This window comes from Bacteroides finegoldii DSM 17565, assembly GCF_000156195.1.
GTDB lineage: Bacteria > Bacteroidota > Bacteroidia > Bacteroidales > Bacteroidaceae > Bacteroides > Bacteroides finegoldii.
Window position 1 is genome coordinate 1 of record NZ_GG688328.1, and the last position, 22093, is coordinate 22093.

The 22093-nt window shown below is 43.3% G+C and carries 16 protein-coding genes, 1 tRNA gene and 1 pseudogene; 9 read left to right on the forward strand and 9 right to left on the reverse strand.

Annotated features, from left to right (window positions below; all coding sequences use genetic code 11):
• The 3 genes and pseudogenes from BACFIN_RS05790 to BACFIN_RS05780 form a co-directional block, all read left to right on the forward strand.
• Positions 1–537, forward strand: a pseudogene (locus BACFIN_RS05790) (AAA family ATPase); the annotation flags it as partial.
• A 211-nt stretch (positions 538–748) separates the two neighbouring features.
• Positions 749–1705, forward strand: a complete 957-nt coding sequence (locus BACFIN_RS05785; protein WP_032839816.1) for a toprim domain-containing protein — start codon at positions 749–751, stop codon at positions 1703–1705.
• Positions 1706–1987: 282 nt separating this feature from the next.
• Positions 1988–3391, forward strand: a complete 1404-nt coding sequence (locus tag BACFIN_RS05780; RefSeq protein ID WP_022210005.1) for a hypothetical protein — start codon at positions 1988–1990, stop codon at positions 3389–3391.
• A 146-nt stretch (positions 3392–3537) separates the two neighbouring features.
• Here BACFIN_RS05780 and BACFIN_RS05775 read toward each other — a convergent pair whose 3' ends face one another.
• From BACFIN_RS05775 to BACFIN_RS05760, 4 genes are read right to left on the reverse strand one after another with little or no spacing between them, the layout of a single operon-like run.
• Positions 3538–4413 (reverse strand): radical SAM mobile pair protein B, encoded by an 876-nt coding sequence (locus BACFIN_RS05775; protein ID WP_005924033.1) that lies wholly within the window; start codon positions 4411–4413, stop codon positions 3538–3540.
• The gene (locus BACFIN_RS05770) at positions 4410–5078 is read right to left on the reverse strand and encodes a radical SAM mobile pair protein A (RefSeq protein WP_005924036.1); all 669 of its coding nucleotides are present in this window, start codon (positions 5076–5078) and stop codon (positions 4410–4412) included. Before BACFIN_RS05770 ends, BACFIN_RS05775 begins: the two co-directional genes overlap by 4 nt.
• A gap of 23 nt (positions 5079–5101) precedes the next feature.
• Entirely contained in the window at positions 5102–5566 is a 465-nt protein-coding gene (locus BACFIN_RS05765; protein WP_005924039.1) for a cupin domain-containing protein, read from the reverse strand.
• Positions 5567–5599: 33 nt separating this feature from the next.
• Positions 5600–6379, reverse strand: coding sequence for an MBL fold metallo-hydrolase (locus tag BACFIN_RS05760; RefSeq protein ID WP_005924041.1), 780 nt, complete (start codon positions 6377–6379; stop codon positions 5600–5602).
• Between the two features lie 136 nt (positions 6380–6515).
• Here BACFIN_RS05760 and BACFIN_RS05755 point away from each other — a divergent pair, with 136 nt between their 5' ends.
• On the forward strand, positions 6516–7415 hold the full coding sequence (locus BACFIN_RS05755; protein WP_025819263.1) for a helix-turn-helix domain-containing protein: 900 nt from the start codon (positions 6516–6518) through the stop codon (positions 7413–7415).
• Positions 7416–7641: 226 nt separating this feature from the next.
• Here BACFIN_RS05755 and BACFIN_RS05750 read toward each other — a convergent pair.
• Positions 7642–7726: transfer RNA gene (locus BACFIN_RS05750), tRNA-Ser, on the reverse strand.
• 132 nt (positions 7727–7858) lie between these two features.
• Here BACFIN_RS05750 and BACFIN_RS05745 point away from each other — a divergent pair.
• Genes BACFIN_RS05745 through BACFIN_RS05735 form a run of 3 tightly spaced genes read left to right on the forward strand, consistent with a single transcriptional unit; the run spans position 7859 to position 12677 of the window.
• Complete coding sequence (locus tag BACFIN_RS05745) at positions 7859–10360, forward strand: endonuclease MutS2 (RefSeq protein WP_007755935.1); 2502 nt, start codon at positions 7859–7861, stop codon at positions 10358–10360.
• Positions 10361–10396: 36 nt separating this feature from the next.
• Complete coding sequence (corA, locus tag BACFIN_RS05740) at positions 10397–11449, forward strand: magnesium/cobalt transporter CorA (protein WP_007755936.1); 1053 nt, start codon at positions 10397–10399, stop codon at positions 11447–11449.
• A gap of 19 nt (positions 11450–11468) precedes the next feature.
• Complete coding sequence (locus BACFIN_RS05735) at positions 11469–12677, forward strand: L-serine ammonia-lyase (protein WP_032839817.1); 1209 nt, start codon at positions 11469–11471, stop codon at positions 12675–12677.
• Between the two features lie 8 nt (positions 12678–12685).
• On the opposite strand, the gene BACFIN_RS05730 is transcribed toward BACFIN_RS05735, so the two are convergent.
• From BACFIN_RS05730 to BACFIN_RS05715, 4 genes are all read right to left on the reverse strand, one after another.
• Positions 12686–13189, reverse strand: a complete 504-nt coding sequence (locus BACFIN_RS05730; RefSeq protein WP_007755941.1) for a PepSY-like domain-containing protein — start codon at positions 13187–13189, stop codon at positions 12686–12688.
• A 38-nt stretch (positions 13190–13227) separates the two neighbouring features.
• Positions 13228–13674 (reverse strand): PepSY-like domain-containing protein, encoded by a 447-nt coding sequence (locus BACFIN_RS05725; RefSeq protein ID WP_007755943.1) that lies wholly within the window; start codon positions 13672–13674, stop codon positions 13228–13230.
• A 136-nt stretch (positions 13675–13810) separates the two neighbouring features.
• The gene (locus BACFIN_RS05720; protein ID WP_007755944.1) at positions 13811–14989 is read right to left on the reverse strand and encodes a heparin lyase I family protein; all 1179 of its coding nucleotides are present in this window, start codon (positions 14987–14989) and stop codon (positions 13811–13813) included.
• A gap of 124 nt (positions 14990–15113) precedes the next feature.
• Positions 15114–15665 (reverse strand): DUF4738 domain-containing protein, encoded by a 552-nt coding sequence (locus BACFIN_RS05715; protein WP_007758885.1) that lies wholly within the window; start codon positions 15663–15665, stop codon positions 15114–15116.
• A 115-nt stretch (positions 15666–15780) separates the two neighbouring features.
• Between BACFIN_RS05715 and BACFIN_RS05710 the strand changes: the two genes are divergently transcribed.
• Both BACFIN_RS05710 and BACFIN_RS05705 read left to right on the forward strand, forming a co-directional pair.
• Complete coding sequence (locus BACFIN_RS05710) at positions 15781–19305, forward strand: two-component regulator propeller domain-containing protein (RefSeq protein ID WP_007755950.1); 3525 nt, start codon at positions 15781–15783, stop codon at positions 19303–19305.
• Between the two features lie 115 nt (positions 19306–19420).
• Positions 19421–22030: a glycoside hydrolase 5 family protein gene (locus BACFIN_RS05705; RefSeq protein ID WP_007755952.1), complete on the forward strand. Its 2610-nt coding sequence runs from the start codon at positions 19421–19423 to the stop codon at positions 22028–22030.
• Positions 22031–22093 lie beyond the last annotated feature (63 nt).

A 22093-nucleotide genomic window follows, 5' to 3' on the forward strand; every position in this document is an offset into this window, starting at 1 on the left:
CTGATGCAGTGGACGGACGACAGGCAGATTCATATCCATACGATACTGCATCAGAACAAGGGGGATGAGAACGCAAGAGGGCACATTGGTACGGAACTGAACAACAAGGCGGAAACAGTCCTGCTGGTGGAAAAGGACAAGGGGAACAGCGACATCAGCCATGTTTCCGCCATGCACATCCGGGCGATGGATTTCGAGCCTTTTGCATTCTGCATCAACGACAGAGCCCTGCCCGAACTTGCGGAAGGCTACAAGCCGGAAGCAAGGAAGCCGGGAAGACCCTCGGTGGAAAAGTTTGACCCTTACAAGGATATTTCAGAACCGCAGCACCGTGCCGCACTGGAAGCCGCTTTTGCACTGAAAGAGGAATACGGCTACAAGGAGCTGGAAGACACCTTAATCAGGACTTATCTGGCAGAAGGGGTTAGACTGAATCACCAGAATGCAGTGGCGCTTATCACCATGCTGCGCAACAAACGGATGATAGTGCAGGAAAACGGCAGGAAGTATTCCTTCAAGCCCGATTACCACTATTAGCCGACAATCCCGAAAATCGCTTCACTTTATTCCCGTATCCTATATATACGACAATTTAGTGAAGTGATTTCAGAAACAGACAAATCACTTCACTTTATTCCGGGGGTCTATATATTAGGAGTTTAGTGAAGTGATTGTACTGACCGCATACTTTTAAGAGTTGCGGGCAAAAAGAGAAATAATCAAAGCACTCACTAAAAACGATTTCCTTATGAACATCGAGACTGCAAAACAAATCAATCTGGCTGACTACCTGCACAGCCTGGGGTATTCACCCGTCAAACAGCAGGGTATCAACCTTTGGTACAAATCTCCCTTGAGGGAAGAAACAGAGGCTTCCTTCAAAGTGAACACCGAACGCAACCAGTGGTACGACTTCGGTTTAGGGAAAGGGGGCGGTATCATTGAACTGGCTGCACACCTGTATGCTACCGACCATGTACCTTACCTGCTGGAGCGGATTGCGGAACAGACACCGCATGTACACCCGGTATCTTTCTCTTTTGGCAAGCAGGACTCTTTCGGTCCGAGCTTCCAACAGCTGGAGATAGTACCGCTATCGTCTCCTGCCCTGCTTTCCTATTTACAAGGTAGAGGAATAAATCTGGAACTGGCAAAAAGAGAATGTAGTGAAGCCCGTTACACCCACAACGGCAAGCGTTACTTTGCCATCGCATTCCCTAACGGTTCGGGTGGGTTTGAGGTTCGTAACCCCTATTTCAAGGGCTGCATCGCCCCCAAGGAAATCTCCCACATCAGACAGTCGGGAAAAGCAAGGACTGCCTGCTATGTGTTCGAGGGTTTCATGGACTACCTTTCCTTTCTGACATTGAGACAAGAGAGCTGCCCAAATTATCCGGAATTGGACGGGCAGGACTATATTGTATTGAACTCCGTATCGAATGTGAACAAGGCTCTCTATCCGTTGGGCAATTACGAACGCATCCACTGCTTTTTCGACAACGACCATGCAGGAATGGAAGCACTCCGGCAAATCCGCATGGAATACGGCAGAGACCGGTACATCCGGGACGCTTCGCAGATTTACAGCGGATGCAAGGACTTGAACGAATACTTACAGAAACAGGTTGAAAGAAAAAGGCAGCTCCAGTCCGCCAAAGGGGTGCGCAGCCAATCACCGGAGAAGAAGAGCGGCTTCCGGTTATAGCCCACTATAACTACACGCTCCGCTTTCGTAGTTGTGGGCTCTCCCGAGGGGATTAGGGCTTTGCCCTAATGACCCACTCAGGGCGTTTCACCCCTGAGAACCCCGAGCAAAGAGTGACCCTCTCTTTGCAATCTCCGCTTATGGGTTACCCCTAAGAAATCTCGTGCAAATGAGAGCAGAGGCAAACTTGCTTGACCTATGCCGAATGCAGCCGAGATTCATAAAATAACCCCTCTGCGAAAGCGAGCAAAGTAAATTAATTGTAAACAAAGAAAAGAAGCTATGGCAACAAAATCAAGCATACACATCAAGCCTTGCAACATCGCATCGAGCGAGGCACACAACCGAAGGACTGCCGAGTATATGCGTAATATCGGGGAGTCCAGAATCTATGTCGTTCCCGAACTTTCCACCGATAACGAACAGTGGATAAATCCCGACTTCGGCACTCCCGAACTGCGAACTCATTATGACAATATCAAGCAAATGGTCAAGGAAAAGACCGGACGTGCCATGCAGGAAAAGGAAAGGGAACGCAAGGGAAAGAATGGAAAGATTATCAAGGTGGCGGGATGCTCACCCATCCGTGAAGGAGTATTGCTTATCAGACCGGACACCACACTGGCTGATGTACGCAAATTCGGTGAAGAGTGCCAAAGACGCTGGGGCATCACTCCGCTACAGATTTTCCTGCATAAAGACGAAGGGCATTGGCTGAACGGTCAGCCGGAAGCGGAAGACAAAGAGAGCTTCCAAATAGGAAGCAGATGGTTCAAGCCGAACTATCATGCTCATATCGTATTCGACTGGATGAACCACGAAACCGGGAAGAGCCGAAAGCTCAATGACGAGGATATGGCAACCATGCAGACCCTTGCTTCCGATATTCTGCTAATGGAACGTGGGCAGACAAAAGCTGTCACAGGTAAAGAGCATCTGGAACGAAACGATTTCATCATTGAGAAGCAGAAAGCCGAACTGCAACGTATAGAAGAAACCAAGCGACACAAGGAGCAACAGGTAAGCCTTGCCGAACAGGAACTCAAACAGGTAAAAGCTGAGATACGTACAGACAAACTCAAAAGTGCAGCTACCGATGTAGCCACTGCCATAACCAGCAGCGTAGGTTCTCTTTTCGGAAGCGGTAAGTTGAAAGAACTGGAACATAACATCGAGCAGCTACATCAGGAGATTGCCAACCGGGACAAAGCTACTGATGAATTAAAAATTCAGATGCAACAAATGCAGGAACAGCACGGCAGACAAATACGCAATCTTCAAGGAATACATAATAAAGAGATTGAAGCTAAAGACAAAGAAATATCACGGCTAAACACCCTGCTTGAAAAGGCATTATGCTGGTTCCCATTACTCAAAGAAATGCTGAGAATGGAAAAATTATGCTATGTCACTGGTTTTACCAAGGGGATGGTTGATTCTCTTTTATACAAAAAGGAAGCTCTCAGATGTAGTGGAAAAATCTATTCCGAAGAATATAGACAGAGATTTGAAACAAAAAATGTAATTTTCAAAATTGAACGAAGCCCGATCGATAAGAATAAATTGATGCTGACTATAAACCAACAGCCAATCAGCGAATGGTTCAAAGAACAATGGGAGAAGTTACAGCAGCATCTGCGTAACTCAGTGCAGAAAGAACAAAAATCCAGAGGATTCAGGATGTAATATAGAGAAGTACAATTCATCATGGATTGTACTTCTATCGTAATATATAGTACAAAATCTAAGTTGTCTAACTATTCTAAAGTAAAATAAGCAATAAAAGAATATCTTATTCACTATTAATATACCATATTGTCAATATCTTTCCCTCATTTAGTCAATCGTATCTTTTCGTGGTAGAAATAATTTACGATAACCGGCTTGCCTTTTTCCGAGCGCCCGTAAGGCAAATCATTTATTCTATATGGAAACCCCTGTGCCTTGGCGTATTGGGAAATGTCCTGTTCCAATGCCTGCCAGTAATCAAGCCTCTTTTTGTTGTATATTTCTTCGTATAACGGAAAGAGGTCGGGATGCTTCTCACGGATATACGTCATTATCCCTCCCTTGAACTGCCCGCGCAGATTCAGGTTTTCGAGCCATATCAAATCGGCATATCCTTTCACTTTCTCGATAATCGCCTTCATATCGGTTATTCCGGGGAATATGGGCGATACAAAACACACGGTACGGATGCCCGCCTCATAGACCTGACGCATTGCGTTCAGACGACGTTCTATGCTCACGGCATTGTCCATATCCGTACGAAAACGCTCGTCAAGCGTATTGACCGACCATGACACCGTTACTTTGGGAAAACGCTTCAACAGGTCGAGGTCGCGCAGGACAAGGTCGGACTTAGTGCATATCATAATCTCGGCGTTGCTCCCACGCAGCTCTTCGAGCAGCCTGTGGGTACGGCAAAATTGCTCCTCATACGGGTTGTAACCATCCGTCACGGAACCTATCACAATGCGCTCTCCGTCATATTTGTGCGGATTGGCTATCGGTTTCCAGTTCTTCACGTCCAGAAATGCACCCCACGGTTCTGTATGCCCGGTGAATCGTTTCATAAACGATGCGTAGCAATACTTACAGGCGTGGGGACAGCCCACGTAAGGGTTGACCGAATATCCTCCGACCGGCAGTGAGGATTTGGTCATAACGCTCTGTACGTCTATTTCTTTGATTATTTCGGTATTCATTGTAAGCGTTTTGTAAATTGTTCCGGCAGTTCCTGAATCATCCTTTCTTCGCCCATTATAGGCAGCAAATCCTCTTTCATAAACACGGGGACGCCCTGTGTTTGGGCTTGGTCGGCAATGTGAAGCACCCATTCGGGACGGGAATCCACTTTGCCTTTCCGATGTCCGGTCTCCGTACCTATGACAATCCAGTCGATACCCTCGAAATCTATATCGCCGATTTCATCGAAAATAGGTTCGAAAGTGACATGGTAGTGCTTGGCCTTGATATTTCTTTTCAAATCGTCTAGCCGCTTTTTTTCGGAATTGCGCGTGACGGTCACGCCCATCCATACATTCTCGTCATCTGTAGAGAAACTGATCTTGTCCGGACATTTCGTAAGGAATATATAAGCGTGTTGCGGATTGCTTTTCATTCGTCTGAATATTTCCGCATTCCATTCAGGCTTCCAATCGGAGAAATCGCTCATTCCGGTCATCAGCCATACGTGAGGCTTGGGCGTGTCGATGATACGCAGCTTTCGCACCATATATTCCGGTACGGAGAAGTCGTCCGTAATATGGAAACGGCGGCAGTTGTTACGGGCATAGCAGTAGCTGCACCCGATGGAGCAGCCTACCACTATGTTCATATTCTTTATCAGGGATTTTATACAGATAGTCATCTGCTTAGAGTTCCTTTTTAGAATCATTTCGGAGAGACTTTCCATTTTACCGGTTCTTTCAGTATGATTCCGTCAGTGGCATCCTCCTGTGAGAATGTATTGCTGCAATATTGTATGCAGAGCATGAGGAGCGGAGTCGTTCCGTTGTTACGGACACTTCGTTTTCCTGCAGGAGATACCCTGACAACGCTACCTTCTTCCACTGGGAACACTGTTCCGTCTACTTGAAATTCACCTTTACCGGAGAGGAAAAAATAAAGTTCCTCATGACTCTTGTGACTATGCAGAAATCCGGTTTCTGTACCCGGGGCGAATGACTGGAAAGAAAACTCGCTTCCCGTAGTTCCGAGAGCGGTGCTGCAGAATACTTTTCCGGGAATTTTCACATCCGGGCCAAGCTGAAGTTCGTATTCATTCAGTTCATTCAACTTACCGACACTGATCGCGGCGAAATTCTGTTCTACCGCGATTTTCCTAATCTTTTTCATCTTTCTAATATTTTGAAATGATTGTTTATACAGTTATTTAAGTGTTATGCTTTCTCCGTCTTCCGGTATAATCAGTCGGCTCATATCCGTCCCGTGATGGCGAGCTTCGTTGCGAAGGATGGCACGGGTGGTCTGGCAATGATCGATGGCATCCATGTGTACGGTAATCAGCTTGATGTGTGGGGGGAGTGTGTCAAGCATCGCCATTACTTCCTGTTCATTGGGGATGATACAACCGTCCGTCTTAGAGAATTCGGGAAATACCGCACCGCCACTGTTCACCACAATATAATTAGGACGATACTTTTCCACGGTAGCAAGAGTACATTCTTCCCATTTGCAATCGCCCATGATATAAATAGTCGGAAGCCCTTCGGACATCAGCACATAGCCCGAAACAGGTCCCATCATCTGGCCTATCTGACCGAAACCGTGATGGCCAATAGCACGGTGGATGGTCAGATGACCTAAGGTTATGCTCTCTTCAATCGCTTCTACATTTGAGAAACCATCTTTCAGGATGGCGGCCTTATCTTGTGGCTGGGTGTAGAAAGGAATGTCTTTCGGCAAATGCTGCTTTACACTTGGTTCGTAATGGTCGATGTGGTTGTGGGTGAGCAGTACCATATCAACACCTTCAGTAATGTCGCTAATAGGCATTACGAGATGTACCCTCGGATTCTTATATACACCGAGAGCTGATTGCAGGGTTCCTTTGTCGGCAAATACGGGGTCAATAAGAATGGTATGTCCTGCATAGTTGATTTTCAAGGTGGCACTGCGTACCAACCGAATAATTGCTTTTTCGTTCATGATGTTATGTTTTGTATTATTTTTCGGGTACAAAGTTCGAAAGGATATCCCAATGTCTCTATGCCTTAAAAACAGGAATATATGCCATTTTGATAAAAGAATGATGTATATTTGCAGAAAGCAAAAAACAAGAGTGATGAAAGCTATAATCAATCCCGAAAGACTTGTAAGCGTTCCGTTCAATAAAACGCAATGTGGCGTAGACTTCTACATTAACACAGGCGAAAGCAAGGACATCTGTGGTGTCTTGACCGAGCATAAGGCGTTTAAGACAGATTTTTTCAGCTTCTATTTCTTTCGTCGTGCCAATGGATATTTGTTGCTGAACTTCCGAAAAGTGGAGTTACGGGATGGTATGGTGCTGCTTTTGTCGCCGCACCAGCAACAGGAATGGCACGTGAACGAGGTAGAACTAGATTACACTTTTCTTATTTTCCGCGAAGACTTTATGCGCACGTTCATTGCTGACAAGTTCTTCGTATATCGGCTGTTGTATTATTATCAGACTGATACACCGCCCTACTTGTTTGCCGAGCCGGAGGAGCTGACGGAATATATGCGCCTCTTAAAAAAGATAAAACAAGAACTACAACATCCTGTGGTAGACACTTACAACCTCATTGTGTCAGTGCTTTATTATCTACTGGTAATTATCAACCGGGCATACGCTCAAACTTATCGTCTACCTGTCGAAGTGCCAAAAAACAATTACGCATTCAAATTCAAGGACTTACTCGAAAAACATATCCGAACGACACAGCGCGTTCAAGAATATGCTGATATGCTTCGGGTAAGTCGTATCACCTTGAATAATTCTGTCATGGCGCAATTTGGTGTATCAGCCATTCACTTACTCAAGCAACGTCTTTTGGAAGAGCTGAAAAATGAGCTACTGTTCTCCAATCTGAATGTGAGCCAACTGGCAGACGAGTTCCACTTTTCCGACCCCAGTCACCTCATGCGTTTTTTCAAAAAAGAAACAGGCAAGACTTTTACCCAATATCTAATGAATTACAAAAGAGGAATATATGAATAGAAATTTCATATTTGGCAAATGAATTCCATATTTAAGATATTTATTTTTTTGAATAACTATATTTTTCGTCATAAAGGTTCATTCTGCCAGTCCATAGAAATACCAATCGCTTTGTAATTGACATTCTTTTGAAGAATCTTAAAAAATACAAAAACACCCAATTTTACATTCTTGGGTGTAAAAAAGGGTGTAAATCTCGCAAATGCTTGATTTACACCCTTTATTGCGGAGAGACAGGGATTCGAACCCCGGGAAGTGTTACCTTCAACGGTTTTCAAGACCGCCGCAATCGACCACTCTGCCACCTCTCCAAAACTTCTTTATCAGAAGTGCTTTCCGTTGAAAGCGGTGCAAAGGTACGAATCATTTTTAAATCTGCAAACATTCTGATATTTTTTTCGCGAATAAATCGTATTTTTGCAGTCCATTAGCAAGATAGAAATATGATATATCCTCAAAATTTTGAGCAAAAGATAGGATTCGACCAAATAAGACAGCTACTAAAGGATAGATGTCTCAGCACTTTAGGCGAGGAACGAGTCTCTGATATGGTCTTTTCCGACCAATACGAAGAAGTAGAAGAGAAATTAAATCAAGTAACTGAATTTATCCGCATCATTCAAGAAGAAGACGGATTTCCCGATCAGTTCTTCTTTGATGTCCGTCCTTCATTGAAACGAGTACGGATAGAAGGCATGTATCTGGACGAACAAGAACTGTTTGACTTACGCCGTTCATTGGAAACAATCCGCGATATCGTACGCTTCCTACATCGGAATGAAGAGGAAGAAGAAAGCGATACCCCTTACCCCAGCCTGAAACGATTAGCCGGAGATATAGCCGTATTTCCGCAATTAATCGGAAAAATAGACGGTATTCTCAATAAATACGGTAAAATCAAAGACAACGCTTCAACTGAATTAGCACGCATACGTCGTGAACTCTCCAGCACAATGGGAAGTATCTCACGATCTTTGAACAGTATCTTGCGTAGCGCACAATCCGAAGGATACGTAGATAAGGATGTAACTCCAACTATGCGCGACGGCCGTCTGGTCATCCCTATAGCTCCGGGACTGAAACGGAAAATCAAAGGAATCGTACACGATGAATCCGCTAGTGGAAAGACTGTATTTATAGAACCCGCAGAAGTAGTAGAAGCCAATAATCGTATCCGTGAACTTGAAGGAGACGAACGACGGGAAATCATTCGTATTCTTACTGAGTTCTCCAATACCCTTCGCCCGTCTATTCCGGAAATCTTACAGTCGTATGAATTTCTGGCAGAAGTTGATTTTATCCGCGCAAAAAGTTATTTTGCAATACAGACGAACTGTTTGAAACCAGCTATAGAAAATGAGCAACTACTGGATTGGACAATGGCTGTTCATCCCCTGTTACAGCTATCATTAGCCAAACATGGGAAAAAAGTCGTGCCCCTGGATATCGAGCTTAACCAAAAACAACGCATCCTTATTATATCCGGTCCGAATGCCGGTGGTAAATCCGTCTGTCTGAAAACGGTAGGATTACTGCAATATATGCTTCAATGCGGAATGTTGATCCCGCTGCACGAACGCAGTCATGCAGGTATATTCAGCAGTATTTTTATCGACATCGGTGACGAGCAGTCCATTGAAGATGATCTTAGTACCTACTCTTCACATCTGACCAATATGAAAATCATGATGAAAAACTGCAATGAACGCAGCCTCATCTTGATTGATGAATTCGGAGGGGGTACGGAACCCCAGATAGGAGGCGCCATCGCCGAAGCCGTATTAAAACGTTTCAACCGGAAACAAACTTTCGGAGTGATCACCACTCACTATCAAAACCTGAAGCATTTCGCTGAAGACCATGAAGGAGTAGTAAATGGAGCCATGCTTTACGACCGTCATCTCATGCAGGCACTATTCCAATTGCAGATTGGCAATCCCGGAAGTTCGTTTGCCGTAGAAATCGCACGAAAAATCGGATTACCCGAAGATGTCATTGCAGACGCTTCGGAAATTGTGGGAAGCGAATACATCAACGCTGATAAATACTTGCAAGACATTGTCCGCGACAAACGTTATTGGGAGGGTAAACGCCAAACCATCCGACAACGGGAGAAACAGATGGAAGAAACCATTGCCCGTTACCAGACGGAGATGGAAGAGCTGCAAAAGTCAAGAAAAGAGATTATCAAACAGGCAAAGGAAGAAGCGGAACGAATACTGCAAGAATCAAATGCCCGTATTGAAAATACTATCCGCACCATCAAAGAAGCACAGGCCGAAAAAGAAAAGACTCGTCTGGCACGTCAAGAACTGACTGACTTCCGCACTTCTTTGGACGCATTAGCCTCCAAAGAACAAGAAGAAAAACTGGCACGGAAAATGGAAAAGTTGAAAGAAAAGCAGGAACGGAAGAAAAATAAAAAGAACGAACCGAAAGCTGCCAATGCCCCAACAATCATTGTTCCCAAAGTGACTCCCATTGGTATTGGCGAGAATGTAAAAATCAAAGGACAGACAAGTGTTGGTCAAGTCATGGAAATAAACGGCAAAAATGCAATTGTCGCTTTCGGAAGCATTAAAACGACTGTAAAGATAGACCGTCTCGAACGCAGCAATGCTCCTCAAAAGACGGAAGGGATTGCCAAGAGTACATTTGTCAGCAGCCAGACACATGATCAGATGTACGAAAAGAAACTCAGTTTCAAACAAGATATCGATGTGCGGGGTATGCGTGGCGATGAAGCACTGCAAGCAGTCACCTACTTTATCGACGATGCTATATTGGTAGGCATGGACCGCGTGCGCATTCTTCACGGAACAGGTACGGGAATACTCCGTACGCTTATCCGCCAATACCTCTCTACCGTACCGGGGGTCAGCCATTATGCTGACGAACACGTACAATTCGGAGGTGCCGGAATCACTGTAGTTGATTTTGACTAACCTATAAATAAAAACGTCTAAATACGAGAACAAAGCATGAAGAATAACCTATTAAGCGAAAAGCTGATTTATACCGGAGACAGTCTCACTCCTACCCATTTGCACCTATGCACGTATAGTACGACAGAAATACAGGAGTCGTCCGGTAATACCTTCCAATCAATCAAAGATACATTGGACAATACGCACATCAATTGGCTGCAAGTACACGGGATGAAAGATACGGAAACCATCCGTGAGATTTGCAGTCATTTCGAAATAGACTTCCTTGTATTACAGGATATTCTAAATGCAAACCACCCCACCAAAATCGAAGAGCATGATAAATATATTGTCCTGATCTTGAAATTATTCTATCCCAATACACATAAGGGAGAGGACGAGTTGGACGAACTGCTCCAACAACAAGTATGCATTATTCTCGGAAGTAATTATGTACTTACCTTCCTCGAAAAAGGAACCGACTTCTTCGACGATGTCAATACAGCCTTGCGCAATGACGTTCTGAAAATACGCAGCCGCCAAACAGACTATTTGTTCAGTGTGCTACTGAATAGTGTAATGGGAAATTATATTTCAACCATCTCTTCTATCGATGACGCTCTCGAAGATCTGGAAGAAGAACTGCTCACCATCACCGAAGGATATGATATAGGCATTCAAATCCAGGCACTCCGCCGCCAATATATGCTGATGAAGAAAGCAATACTTCCGCTAAAAGAACAATATGTAAAACTGTTACGTGCGGAAAACCTGCTTATCCATAAAGTCAACCGTGCTTTCTTCAACGATGTGAACGATCATCTCCAGTTTGTACTGCAAACCATCGAAATCTGCCGGGAAACGCTTTCTTCATTGGTAGACCTTTATATTTCCAACAATGACCTGCGCATGAACAACATTATGAAACGCCTGACTATCGTATCCACTATCTTTATTCCCCTAACTTTTCTGGCCGGGGTATGGGGAATGAATTATAAATGGATGCCGGAGCTGGATTGGCGATATGGTTATTTATTTGCCTGGTTAGTGATGGGAATTATCGGTATTATCGTATATTTGTTCTTCAAAAAGAAAAACTGGTATTAACGAAAATATATCATCAGTCATGAAATCAATTAAAGAGTTATATAGAATAGGTACAGGTCCTTCCAGCAGCCACACTATGGGACCGCGTAAAGCCGCAGAAATGTTTCTGGAACGCCATCCGGACGCAGTTTCTTTTAAAGTAACCCTTTATGGCAGCCTAGCCGCTACGGGGAAAGGGCACATGACAGATGTGGCCATTATAGACACCCTGCAGGCGGTTGCTCCTGTAGAAATCGTGTGGCAACCCAAAGTTTTCCTACCGTTCCATCCGAATGGAATGACATTTGCTGCTTTCGACACCAGTAACAAAGTACTCGAAAATTGGACAGTTTATAGTATCGGTGGCGGTGCACTGGCAGAAAACAACGATAGCCCGACTATCGAAAGCCCGGAAGTATATGGGATGAACAACATGACCGAGATTCTGCAATGGTGTGAACGTACAGGAAAAAGTTATTGGGAATACGTAAAAGAATGTGAGAACGATGATATCTGGGATTATTTGGCAGAGGTATGGACTACAATGAAAGACGCCATTCATCGTGGCCTGGAAGCGGAAGGCGTACTGCCAGGACCGTTAAATCTCAGACGAAAAGCTTCTACCTATTATATACGTGCCACCGGATACAAGCAATCTCTCCAATCCAGAGGGCTTGTTTTTTCATACGCATTGGCAGTAAGTGAAGAAAATGCTTCCGGTGGCAAGATTGTAACTGCACCTACCTGTGGTTCCTGTGGTGTAATGCCTGCAGTACTTTATCACCTTCAGAAAAGCCGTGATTTCAGTGATATGCGCATTTTACGCGCATTGGCAACAGCAGGGCTTATCGGTAATATCGTCAAATTCAATGCATCCATCTCCGGTGCGGAGGTCGGTTGTCAAGGAGAGGTAGGCGTTGCCTGTGCTATGGCTTCAGCCGCTGCCAACCAACTATTCGGAGGTAGCCCCGCACAAATTGAATATGCAGCAGAAATGGGATTGGAACACCACTTGGGAATGACTTGCGACCCGGTATGCGGATTAGTACAAATTCCCTGTATCGAGCGAAACGCTTATGCCGCAGCACGTGCGCTGGACGCTAACCTCTATTCTGCTTTTACAGACGGTATGCACCGCGTTTCTTTCGATAAGGTTGTACAAGTGATGAAACAAACCGGTCATGACCTTCCCTCCCTCTATAAAGAAACAAGCGAAGGAGGATTGGCTAAAGACTACCAACAGATGTAACAATTCACCTACTCAGTCGGCGGCCAATTGGTATCATCTCCATTACTAATATTTTTTTCATGGAGCAATCCGCCTTCCTGTGAGAAATAAAGTGAATAGCGCTGGCTGCCCTGTTTTACTTGAATGACAGAGGTAGTCGGGTTCAAAGGATAAGTCAAAACATACACATCCGTCACTACCCATGTGTTATAGTCAGAATCCATAAAGGCAGTATAAACAGCCGGTACTAACTGATTAACATTATCCAATTCATTCTCCGTCATCACCCAATTGGCATTCACATCAAACCAGACTTCCAGTTCATCACCGGTCACCCAACAATCAGCTACATAATAAACACCTTTCACTTCCCATTCTATATTCTGCGCACCCGGATACAATTGTTTCAAAGCTACCTCAATATTAGCAGGAGGAACAAAAGTATCATTATCATCATCACCACCACATGCGCTGAAAGAAAAGACAGAGGTTATCAAAACCACTGCCCATAAGCCAAACTTAAATTTCCACATAACAATCTTCCGGTTTAGGTTTATCTACATATAACTACTCAATCATCCGCTTTCAAAAATTTGCCCTTCTTGTCAAACTTGAAAGATATTCCGGTAGACAATTCGATTTCGTACCCCTTACGGTCACGTTCTACTTTCGTCACACCTTCACTCACAAAATTATGAGTCTTCAGATAATTGGCAGCAAATCCCGGAACAACAGTTGCAGGAACAGTCTTTCCTTTCTTAGCGCTAACTTCCTCCCAATTCCCCCTACTGTCAAAATCGATCTCCGTACCGTCCATTAATAAGACTTCATACTTAGTAGACTCCATCAGATCCTTATCAATCTTAATCTGAACAACCTCAGGCTTTGTGAAATGACGATTGATAAAATTCCGCGCAGAAAGCGGCAATTGGTTGATGTCTTTAGTTATCACATCAGCTGCAAACGAGAACTGCACGGCCACTATAGCCAATACAAGTAAAGATAAAATCTTCTTCATAATCGTTATCCTTTTAGCATTAATATTACACTTTGTTTTTAATAATGCAAATAACGATATAGAACCTAAAAAGATTCTGGAATATTATGAGTTTGCCAATCTTTAACTTTCTCTAACAGCAGCTTGTTATCCGGAGTTACTTTTCCGAATAACCTGCCAAATTGTAACACACCGGTTTGGTGCTGTTACCTACCCTATAAATACCAAATTTAAAATAGTAGCCATCTTTGTCGTTACGTCCAATCAGAATCTGCTCATTGTCTACAAGGTGTTTACTAACCTTTTTACCTTTATCCTGATAATTCATCTGTACATCAAGCATACCCGGCTTTACAATTGTCTCAGCCTCTTTCCCGTAGACAGTCCAATCAATATGGATACGGAATGTAATCCAACAATCTTTCGGGAAATCGGCAAAAGGCATTTTGTAAGCGATAGTCGATGACTTGTATTCAGAAGTCACCGGTTTCATGACAGGTGTTTTTTCTACATTTGCATTGCAACGGTCATCTTTGTCGGTCAGCCATCTACGGTCAGAGTTTGCTTTGATATAGAACCATCCTCCGGAGAATCCGAATGCCAATGGAGGATAGCCTCCTTGTTCAACCAACCATCCATTAGCTTTTCCGGCTGTATATACAGGATTGCCATGTTTATCTTTTACGGGGTTACCTTGCTTGTCCAACTTGGCCTTTTTCTCGTGGCCCACATTTTTCTTAAAAATGGTAGTCTTTTCCAATTCTATAAATTCATCGACTGTCAATGTCTTCACTTCTCCTTGCGGAGTCTGAACCAATGTACGGTCCGGCATTCCATGCCATTGAGCAAAAATAGTGGAAACATCACTGCCCAATGTAGAAGGGATGTATACCGAAAACTCATAATCACGTGAAGAGCCTTGCGGGCAAGCTCCTTTTCCGTGATGATACACGGTTTTCATAATTTGCGCTTTCTTATAGGTATCGGCAGGTTTCCCTTTAAAATCATCGGATGTTGCATAACAGTATGAGAACTCCGCACGTCCCTTGGTCTCGCCTTTGGCATATCCCGACAGTGTATTATCGTCTTCTTTCAGTTCAAAACGATAAGAAGGCTTTCCGTTAAACATACGAGTAAAGTCCCTCTGAATGGCATGGGACTTTTTAGATCCGACTGCTACCCAGCAACCGTCTATAATCTGATTAACACGTGCCGAATCTGCCTGTACGTTTACCCGTTCAGTCAGCGGAACCAATGTTTGCGTATTCTTTGTTTGAGCGTTCAGTGCTGTACAGCTTACTGCTACCACGCAGATAGCCAAAATGTATTTCTTCATTCTATGGTTGGTATTAAGTTTTTAACGGTGCAAAAATACAAAAGGCAACCATATAGGTCGCCTTCCGTTTGTCTCAAATGTTTTCACATTTGTGCAATTCCATTGTCGATATCTATCCCAAGAGCTAATTAGACGGGATATCATCATATTCTTCTTCAAGCATATCCACTTTCTTTATATTCATTTTCCCGTCTGAAGTGATTGTTATAGAGAGCGGCATATACAAATCTGTCTGCGGATAACAGACACTTGCGGCATACACTATCCCTTGCGAAGTAGTCTTATCATATACGATTCCTTCCAGAATAGAGTTCGACAGGAATTTCGCGTCTACCACAGAAGAGAAATCATTCTTGGTAAACGTCTTATCAAAAACTTTCTCGTTTCCGCGCATCAGACGCAGTACGATCTTATTGTCTACATAGGTATCTCCCATTTCATTCTTGATATGAGGCAAACTTTCGTCCGGAGTACGTGAAACAATGGAATGGTAATCTTTTCCTTTAAATTTAAAGTCCGTTTCGCTTTTGGAAGTCTGCATACGTTGCAATCCGTGAGCATCCACACTATCCATTGTCGCTAATACCGACTCTTTGTCTGAAGCTCCTTTTTTGCCGCCACAGGCAACCACAACCACCATTAATGGCAACAAAAGCAAATAAATTAGTATTCTCATATATAAGCTTTCCGTTTATAAATAGGTAACAAAGGAACAAAAAGAAGCGGATATTTACAAGTGTAACCGACATTTTTTCCTACATTTGCAACGTAAAACTTGCAAACCTGATATCATGTACCTACGAATTAAATTGATACTTCTACTCATTTGCATATTCTGCATCCATCGTGATGTGTATGGGCAAAAAGTGAATTATCAGCAGTTCGAAAACATTTATCTCGGTACGGAAGCTTCGGTTATCAGCTGCTTTTTGCAAGACAGCGAAGGGATGATATGGATAGGTTCCAATAAAGGTTTATTCAGTTACGACGGCTATTCCACCCAACAACATTTCACTTATGGAGAACTGACGAACACACGTATCTATTGCGGCATTATCATTGACAATACATATCTGTATCTGGGGACGGATAATGGAATACTTGTTTACAACTACCGTACAGACAGATATGAACAGCCGGAGGTGGATTTTCCTACCGATGTCCGTACAATGGCGCTCCGTGACCGAATCTTATGGATAGGTTCCCTGAACGGGCTCTATACCTATCAATTAGAAAACCGGAAATTAACCCGTTTCGACAGTAAGCATAGTGGTTTATCCCATAATACAATCTATTCGATTATCCACACGAAAGAGAAGCAAACCTATGTGGGTACTTACAATGGTTTATGTCGTTATATAGCGGAAAGTGGAAAGTTTGAAGATATTTTTCTACCTGTCACTCATGGGATAAGTAATTTATTCGTCAACTCTTTATTGGAAGATACCGTCCGACAGTGTATTTGGATCGGTATGGAAGGATATCTTCTCCAATATACTCCCGAAACAGGAAAAATGGTTGCAATCGAAGTTTTCCACAATAATTCCATCAAATCATTGGCATTGGATGGAAACGGAAACTTATTAGCCGGTACAGATAACGGACTTTACGTGTACCAAAACAATGAGGAACCTTTGCAACATATCATCCATGATTCACGTAATATCCAGTCGCTGACAAACAACATCATTTGGAATATCTTTTCCGACCAGGAACATAATATCTGGCTGGGAACTGATTATGGTATCTCCTTGTCGCGTTATAACAGTGCCTTGCAATTCGTACCAATCTCTCAAATAACGGGTACAGGAGACGGAAATCAATTCTACTCGTTATTCCGGGATTCCAAAGGGATGTATTGGTTTGGCGGCACAAACGGATTACTCCGTTTTATCCATCCTACCGGAAACAGACATGAGGCTGTCTGGTACAGGATGGGAGATAAAGCACATCCTTTATCACACAATCGTATCCGCCATATCTATGAAGATAAAGAGCAGCAATTATGGATAGCTACAGATGGCAGTATCAACCGTTATGACTATACGACACAAGAGTTTGTACACTATAACATTATCGACAGCACAGGAACCTACAATACAAATTGGGCTTATTACATCTTCGAAGACGATTCCGGAAACCTATGGATCGCCACCTGTTTAGGCGGAATCTTTGTAGTAGACAAGCATAAATTAATGCAATCTAAAGTCGGACAATACGTAGCCGAATACAATTACTCTATTCACAATGGACTGTCGGGTATGTTTATCAATCAGATTATGCCCGATAAGGAAGGTAATGTATGGGTATTGCTATACAACAGTAAAGGGCTGGATAAAATCAATCCACGCACAAAGCAAGTCACCAAACTATTTTCCGATGAGTTGAGCGGAGAAAAAAGCCCGAATTATCTACTATGTGATGCGGAAGGTATGCTTTGGGTAGGATTTCACGGGGGAGTAATGCGTATCAACCCTAAAGACTCCAGTCGGCAAAGCATTTCTTTCGGGAACTTTAATAATAACGAGATTTTGTCCATGACATCGGTCAAAGACCATATATGGGTTTCTACCACGAACGGGCTTTGGATTATCAACCGGGAAACGATGGATGCGCGTCAGCAGAATATGACGGATAAGCGTTTTACCAGTCTGCTGTTCGATTCGAAAGACGGAAATGTTTATTTGGGAGGCGCTGACGGTTTTGCCATATCCTGCCCGAAAATACAAGCCATGAATCGTCCCGAACGTCCCATTCTCCTGACAGCTTTGTACATTAACAATCAATTGATGAACCCACGCATAGCGAATATTCCCAATATACGTTACACCAATGCCATTGAACTGAAGTACAATCAGAATAATTTGGCTTTTGAGCTGTCCGACCTCCCCTACTCTCTCGAAGAAAAGAATAAATTCGTTTACCGGCTCGGAGGTATGGACAAAGAATGGAATTTTCTGCCATCCAATACGAACCGTATTACTTATAGCAATTTAAGTTATGGGGATTATCAATTATCTATCAGCAAAGTAGAAAAAAACGGAGTTCCTTCGGAACATCCTTATATATTGGACATAAAGATCCTGCCGCCCTGGTATTATACGCTTTGGGCAAAAATAATCTATTGCCTTTTACTTCTAAGCCTGGTCGCTTGGACTATCAATTTCTTCCGGGTTAAAAACCGATTGAAGATGGAACGCCTGGAGAAGGAGAAGATTTTGGAACAGTCACGTCAGAAAATGGCATTCTTTACAAACCTATCCAATGAACTGAAAACACCACTTAGCCGGATTATAGCTCCTGTCAGCCAGTTGTTGCCTGCCACAGAGACTGAACATGAGAAACAAACGTTAGAAGAAGTACAGCGCAACGCCATGAAGATAAATTCGTTGATTCATCAGGTACTCAATTTCAATCGGATAGAGGGTAATGCGGATTCATTACTCATTCTGTCGCGTATCGAACTGGTATCTTTCAGCCGTAGCCTGTTCTCCGTTTACGAAGAGAATTCCCGGCTCACTTTTCATTTTGAAGCGAACAAAGCCAAAATTTATGCGGATATGGATGCAATCAAATTGGGTGTGATACTGGACAATCTGCTCTCAAATGCCGTAAAATATACTCCTGACAGCGGAAGCGTGCGGTGTTCCCTTTTTTATTCGCAGGAAACCGGACAACTGGACATTTGTGTATCGGACACCGGAACCGGAATTCCGCAACAAGACATTCCATATATCTTCCAACGTTTTTATCAATCCCCCCGTTCGGGAAATAAGGAAGGTACAGGTATCGGGCTTTACTTGGTGAAGACCTATACGGAACTGCACGGCGGACATATCAACGGAGTTACCTCCAAAGAGAATCAAGGTACAAGCATAGGACTAAGTATTCCCATTACCGCCATTGAAGAAGAAGAAATTACCCCTAGTCATCAAACCAAAAAATCGCTGGAGTCATTGCCTGTGCTCAAACCCATCGAAGCTGAATCACAAGATGAGAAGTTCTTGTCAAATATCATCCGCCTGATTGAGGACCATCTTTCCGATGCAGACCTGAACGTGAATGCCCTATGCGAATTGTCCGGCTTCAGCAACAAACAGATCTACCGGAAGATTAAACAACTGACCGGAATGTCTCCTGTGGAATATATCAAATCGATCAGGATGAAAAAGGCGGCAATGTTACTGCAACAAAAGAAATTCACCATTGCCGAAGTAATGTATATGGTAGGTTTTTCCAATCACTCTTATTTCTCCAAATGTTTCCAATCAGAATTCGGAAAAACACCCCGTCAATACTTAAATGAAGAGCTGTAGGGGCATTCTAAAGCATTTCGTCCTATTTTTATCCTTATATGTCCAATCTGTGCTTTTACCTGATTTACCAATAATTTACCTTTGTCACTATCAATGAACCGATAAATTTGATAGCATGAAAAGACTATTTATTCTTACCTCCATTTGTTTATTATTCGCCTTTGTCAATATACAAGGGAAATCATCTTCTACACCTTATATATATATAGACGGAAACGGAGTGATGCGTTGGAGTGACACCCGTCAGGAAGCCTCTTTCTTCGGTGTGAACTACACACTCCCCTTTGCCCATGCCTATCGTGCCTTAGGTTATCTGGGACTTGATCGTAAAGCTGCTATAGATAAAGACGTATATCATATCACCCGTTTGGGATTGAACGCTTACCGTATCCACCTTTGGGATGTCGAACTCACAGACGAGCAAGGAAATCTCCTTGAAAACGAGCATCTCGACCTGATGGACTATCTGATTGCCAAACTCAAGGAACGGAACATTCATATTGTTATTACCGCCCAAACCAATTTCGGAAACGGTTACCCGGAACGGAACATTCAGACCGGTGGTTTCTCTTATAAATATGATAAATGCGACGTGCACTCTCACCCGGAAGCCATTACCGCACAAGAGACCTATCTCCACAACCTAGTGAAACATATCAATCCTTATACCGGAATAGCCTATAAGGACGATCCTTCCATAGTGGGATTTGAAATCAATAACGAACCTTGCCACTCCGGTACGAAGGAAGAGGTAAAGGCATATATCAACCGAATGTTGGAAGCGATTCATAGAACCGGGAACCGTAAACCTGTCTTCTATAATGTAAGCCACAACGAATATGTGGTAGAAGCATACTATGAGACTGCCATTCAAGGCACTACTTATCAATGGTATCCTATCGGACTGGTATCCGGACAAACGCAACAAGGAAATTTTCTTCCCTATATAGACCGCTATGATATTTCTTTTGCCGATAAGGTGAAAGGATTTCACAAGAAGGCACGCCTGATTTACGAATTCGACCCGGCAGATATTATGTATTCCTATATGTATCCGGCTATGGCACGTACTTTCCGCATGGCAGGATTTCAATGGGTTACGCAGTTCGCATACGACCCGATGGACATTGCATACGCCAATACGGAATACCAGACTCATTTTCTGAATCTTGCCTATACACCACACAAAGCAATCAGCATAAAAATTGCTGCCGAAGCGGCACGCCATCTGAGAAGAGGAGAATCATACGGTAGTTATCCTCAAGATACACTGTTTGGTGACGGATTCCGTGTCAGCTATACGGAGAATTTAAGCGAGCTGAATAATGGAAGGAAATACTATTATTCCAACAATACCCACAGCCTTCCTCGAAATGCTTCACAACTTATGTCCATTGCCGGTTGCGGCAGTTCTCCCGTCGTACATTACGAAGGAACCGGTGCATATTTTATTGACTGTCTGGAAGCAGGAGTATGGAGGCTGGAAGTAATGCCGGATGCAGTGACAGTCAGCGACCCGTTTGCCAAACCGTCACTTGCCAAAGAGGTAGTCAGCATTATCTATGGTTGTTGGGATATGGCTCTTCAAATTCCCGATTTAGGAGAATCATTCACTCTTACCGCACTCAATAAAGAAAACCAACGGAAAGAAGAGACTGTAAAAGACGGAGTTATCCGTAATCTTCAACCGGGTGTTTACTTGTTGAAACGCAAGAACTGCACACCGAAGCAGAATTGGACAACAGATTCCCGATGGAATTCCATTCGTCTCGGAGAGTTTGCAGCCCCTTCCCCGCATACAACAGATTACAAAGTCATCCACAATCCTGCACAAGTCACCGAAGCAGACAGAGATTTAACAATTCTTGCGCAAGTGGTTGGAAACACTTCTCCGGACTCCGTGATTATCTACACAGACAAAGTATCTTTCTGGAATGATCATAATCCATCTATCAAGATGAAACGTATAAGCGGCTATAGCTATCAAGCTACAATTCCTGCCGCAGAACTACAAGAAGGTTGTTTTAAGTATAACATTATTGTCTGTCGGGGCGACAGTACCCGTACTTATCCTGCCGGAAATTCCGTAAAGGGATTTTCTTCTGGAATAAAAGGAAATCCGTTGGATTGGGATTACATTGCCGATTCATATTGGACTACCCGTATTGTCGCTCCCGACAGTCCAATACAATTATTGAGCGTGACAGACACACATAGTGGCATAGAAGCCTATACGCTTCCCGAATGGAACGACCTGAAACGTACCTTAATCGATTTTTCTCCGATTGAAAAGCCATTACTCCGTTTCGCCTTCACATCCAAAGGAGAGAAAACACATCACTTCCTGCGCAAATCCATTCAAGACGTGCTAAAAGAAAGAAAAGGAAAATTAAAGAGTTGCACCACTCTTTGCATCCGTGTCAACCGCCATAAGAATCTCCCTGAAGGATTCTATGCAGGATTCATCACTTCAGACGGATATACATACAAAACAATTTGCAGTACCCCTTCACCGGAAGGAATCATACGTATCCCTTTGAAAAAGTTGCATCAAGCGGACACGGCATTACTTCCGATAGCTTATCCGACTTTTCTGAAACAATATTTCCATCCGGAAACAGACATACCTTTCCAAATGGAGAAGGCAGAGAAACTGGAATTGTCTCTATTAGGAAAAGACAAGACAGAATCCATCATCGAGCTAGGGGAAATCTGGCTGGAATAAATAAAGTAATTCTATACTCGGTCCAGAACCTAAGTAAATATAATAACAAATCTATTATCAATA

Coding starts and splice junctions, on each gene's coding strand:
- BACFIN_RS05720 (WP_007755944.1), bottom strand. CDS start 14,989: ATGAAGAAATACATTTTGGCTATCTGCGTGGTAGCAGTAAGCTGTACA.
- BACFIN_RS05780 (WP_022210005.1), top strand. CDS start 1,988: ATGGCAACAAAATCAAGCATACACATCAAGCCTTGCAACATCGCATCG.
- BACFIN_RS05705 (WP_007755952.1), top strand. CDS start 19,421: ATGAAAAGACTATTTATTCTTACCTCCATTTGTTTATTATTCGCCTTT.
- BACFIN_RS05715 (WP_007758885.1), bottom strand. CDS start 15,665: ATGAGAATACTAATTTATTTGCTTTTGTTGCCATTAATGGTGGTTGTG.
- BACFIN_RS05785 (WP_032839816.1), top strand. CDS start 749: ATGAACATCGAGACTGCAAAACAAATCAATCTGGCTGACTACCTGCAC.
- corA (WP_007755936.1), top strand. CDS start 10,397: ATGAAGAATAACCTATTAAGCGAAAAGCTGATTTATACCGGAGACAGT.
- BACFIN_RS05755 (WP_025819263.1), top strand. CDS start 6,516: ATGAAAGCTATAATCAATCCCGAAAGACTTGTAAGCGTTCCGTTCAAT.
- BACFIN_RS05735 (WP_032839817.1), top strand. CDS start 11,469: ATGAAATCAATTAAAGAGTTATATAGAATAGGTACAGGTCCTTCCAGC.
- BACFIN_RS05745 (WP_007755935.1), top strand. CDS start 7,859: ATGATATATCCTCAAAATTTTGAGCAAAAGATAGGATTCGACCAAATA.
- BACFIN_RS05765 (WP_005924039.1), bottom strand. CDS start 5,566: ATGAAAAAGATTAGGAAAATCGCGGTAGAACAGAATTTCGCCGCGATC.
- BACFIN_RS05725 (WP_007755943.1), bottom strand. CDS start 13,674: ATGAAGAAGATTTTATCTTTACTTGTATTGGCTATAGTGGCCGTGCAG.
- BACFIN_RS05760 (WP_005924041.1), bottom strand. CDS start 6,379: ATGAACGAAAAAGCAATTATTCGGTTGGTACGCAGTGCCACCTTGAAA.
- BACFIN_RS05775 (WP_005924033.1), bottom strand. CDS start 4,413: ATGAATACCGAAATAATCAAAGAAATAGACGTACAGAGCGTTATGACC.
- BACFIN_RS05710 (WP_007755950.1), top strand. CDS start 15,781: ATGTACCTACGAATTAAATTGATACTTCTACTCATTTGCATATTCTGC.
- BACFIN_RS05770 (WP_005924036.1), bottom strand. CDS start 5,078: ATGACTATCTGTATAAAATCCCTGATAAAGAATATGAACATAGTGGTA.
- BACFIN_RS05730 (WP_007755941.1), bottom strand. CDS start 13,189: ATGTGGAAATTTAAGTTTGGCTTATGGGCAGTGGTTTTGATAACCTCT.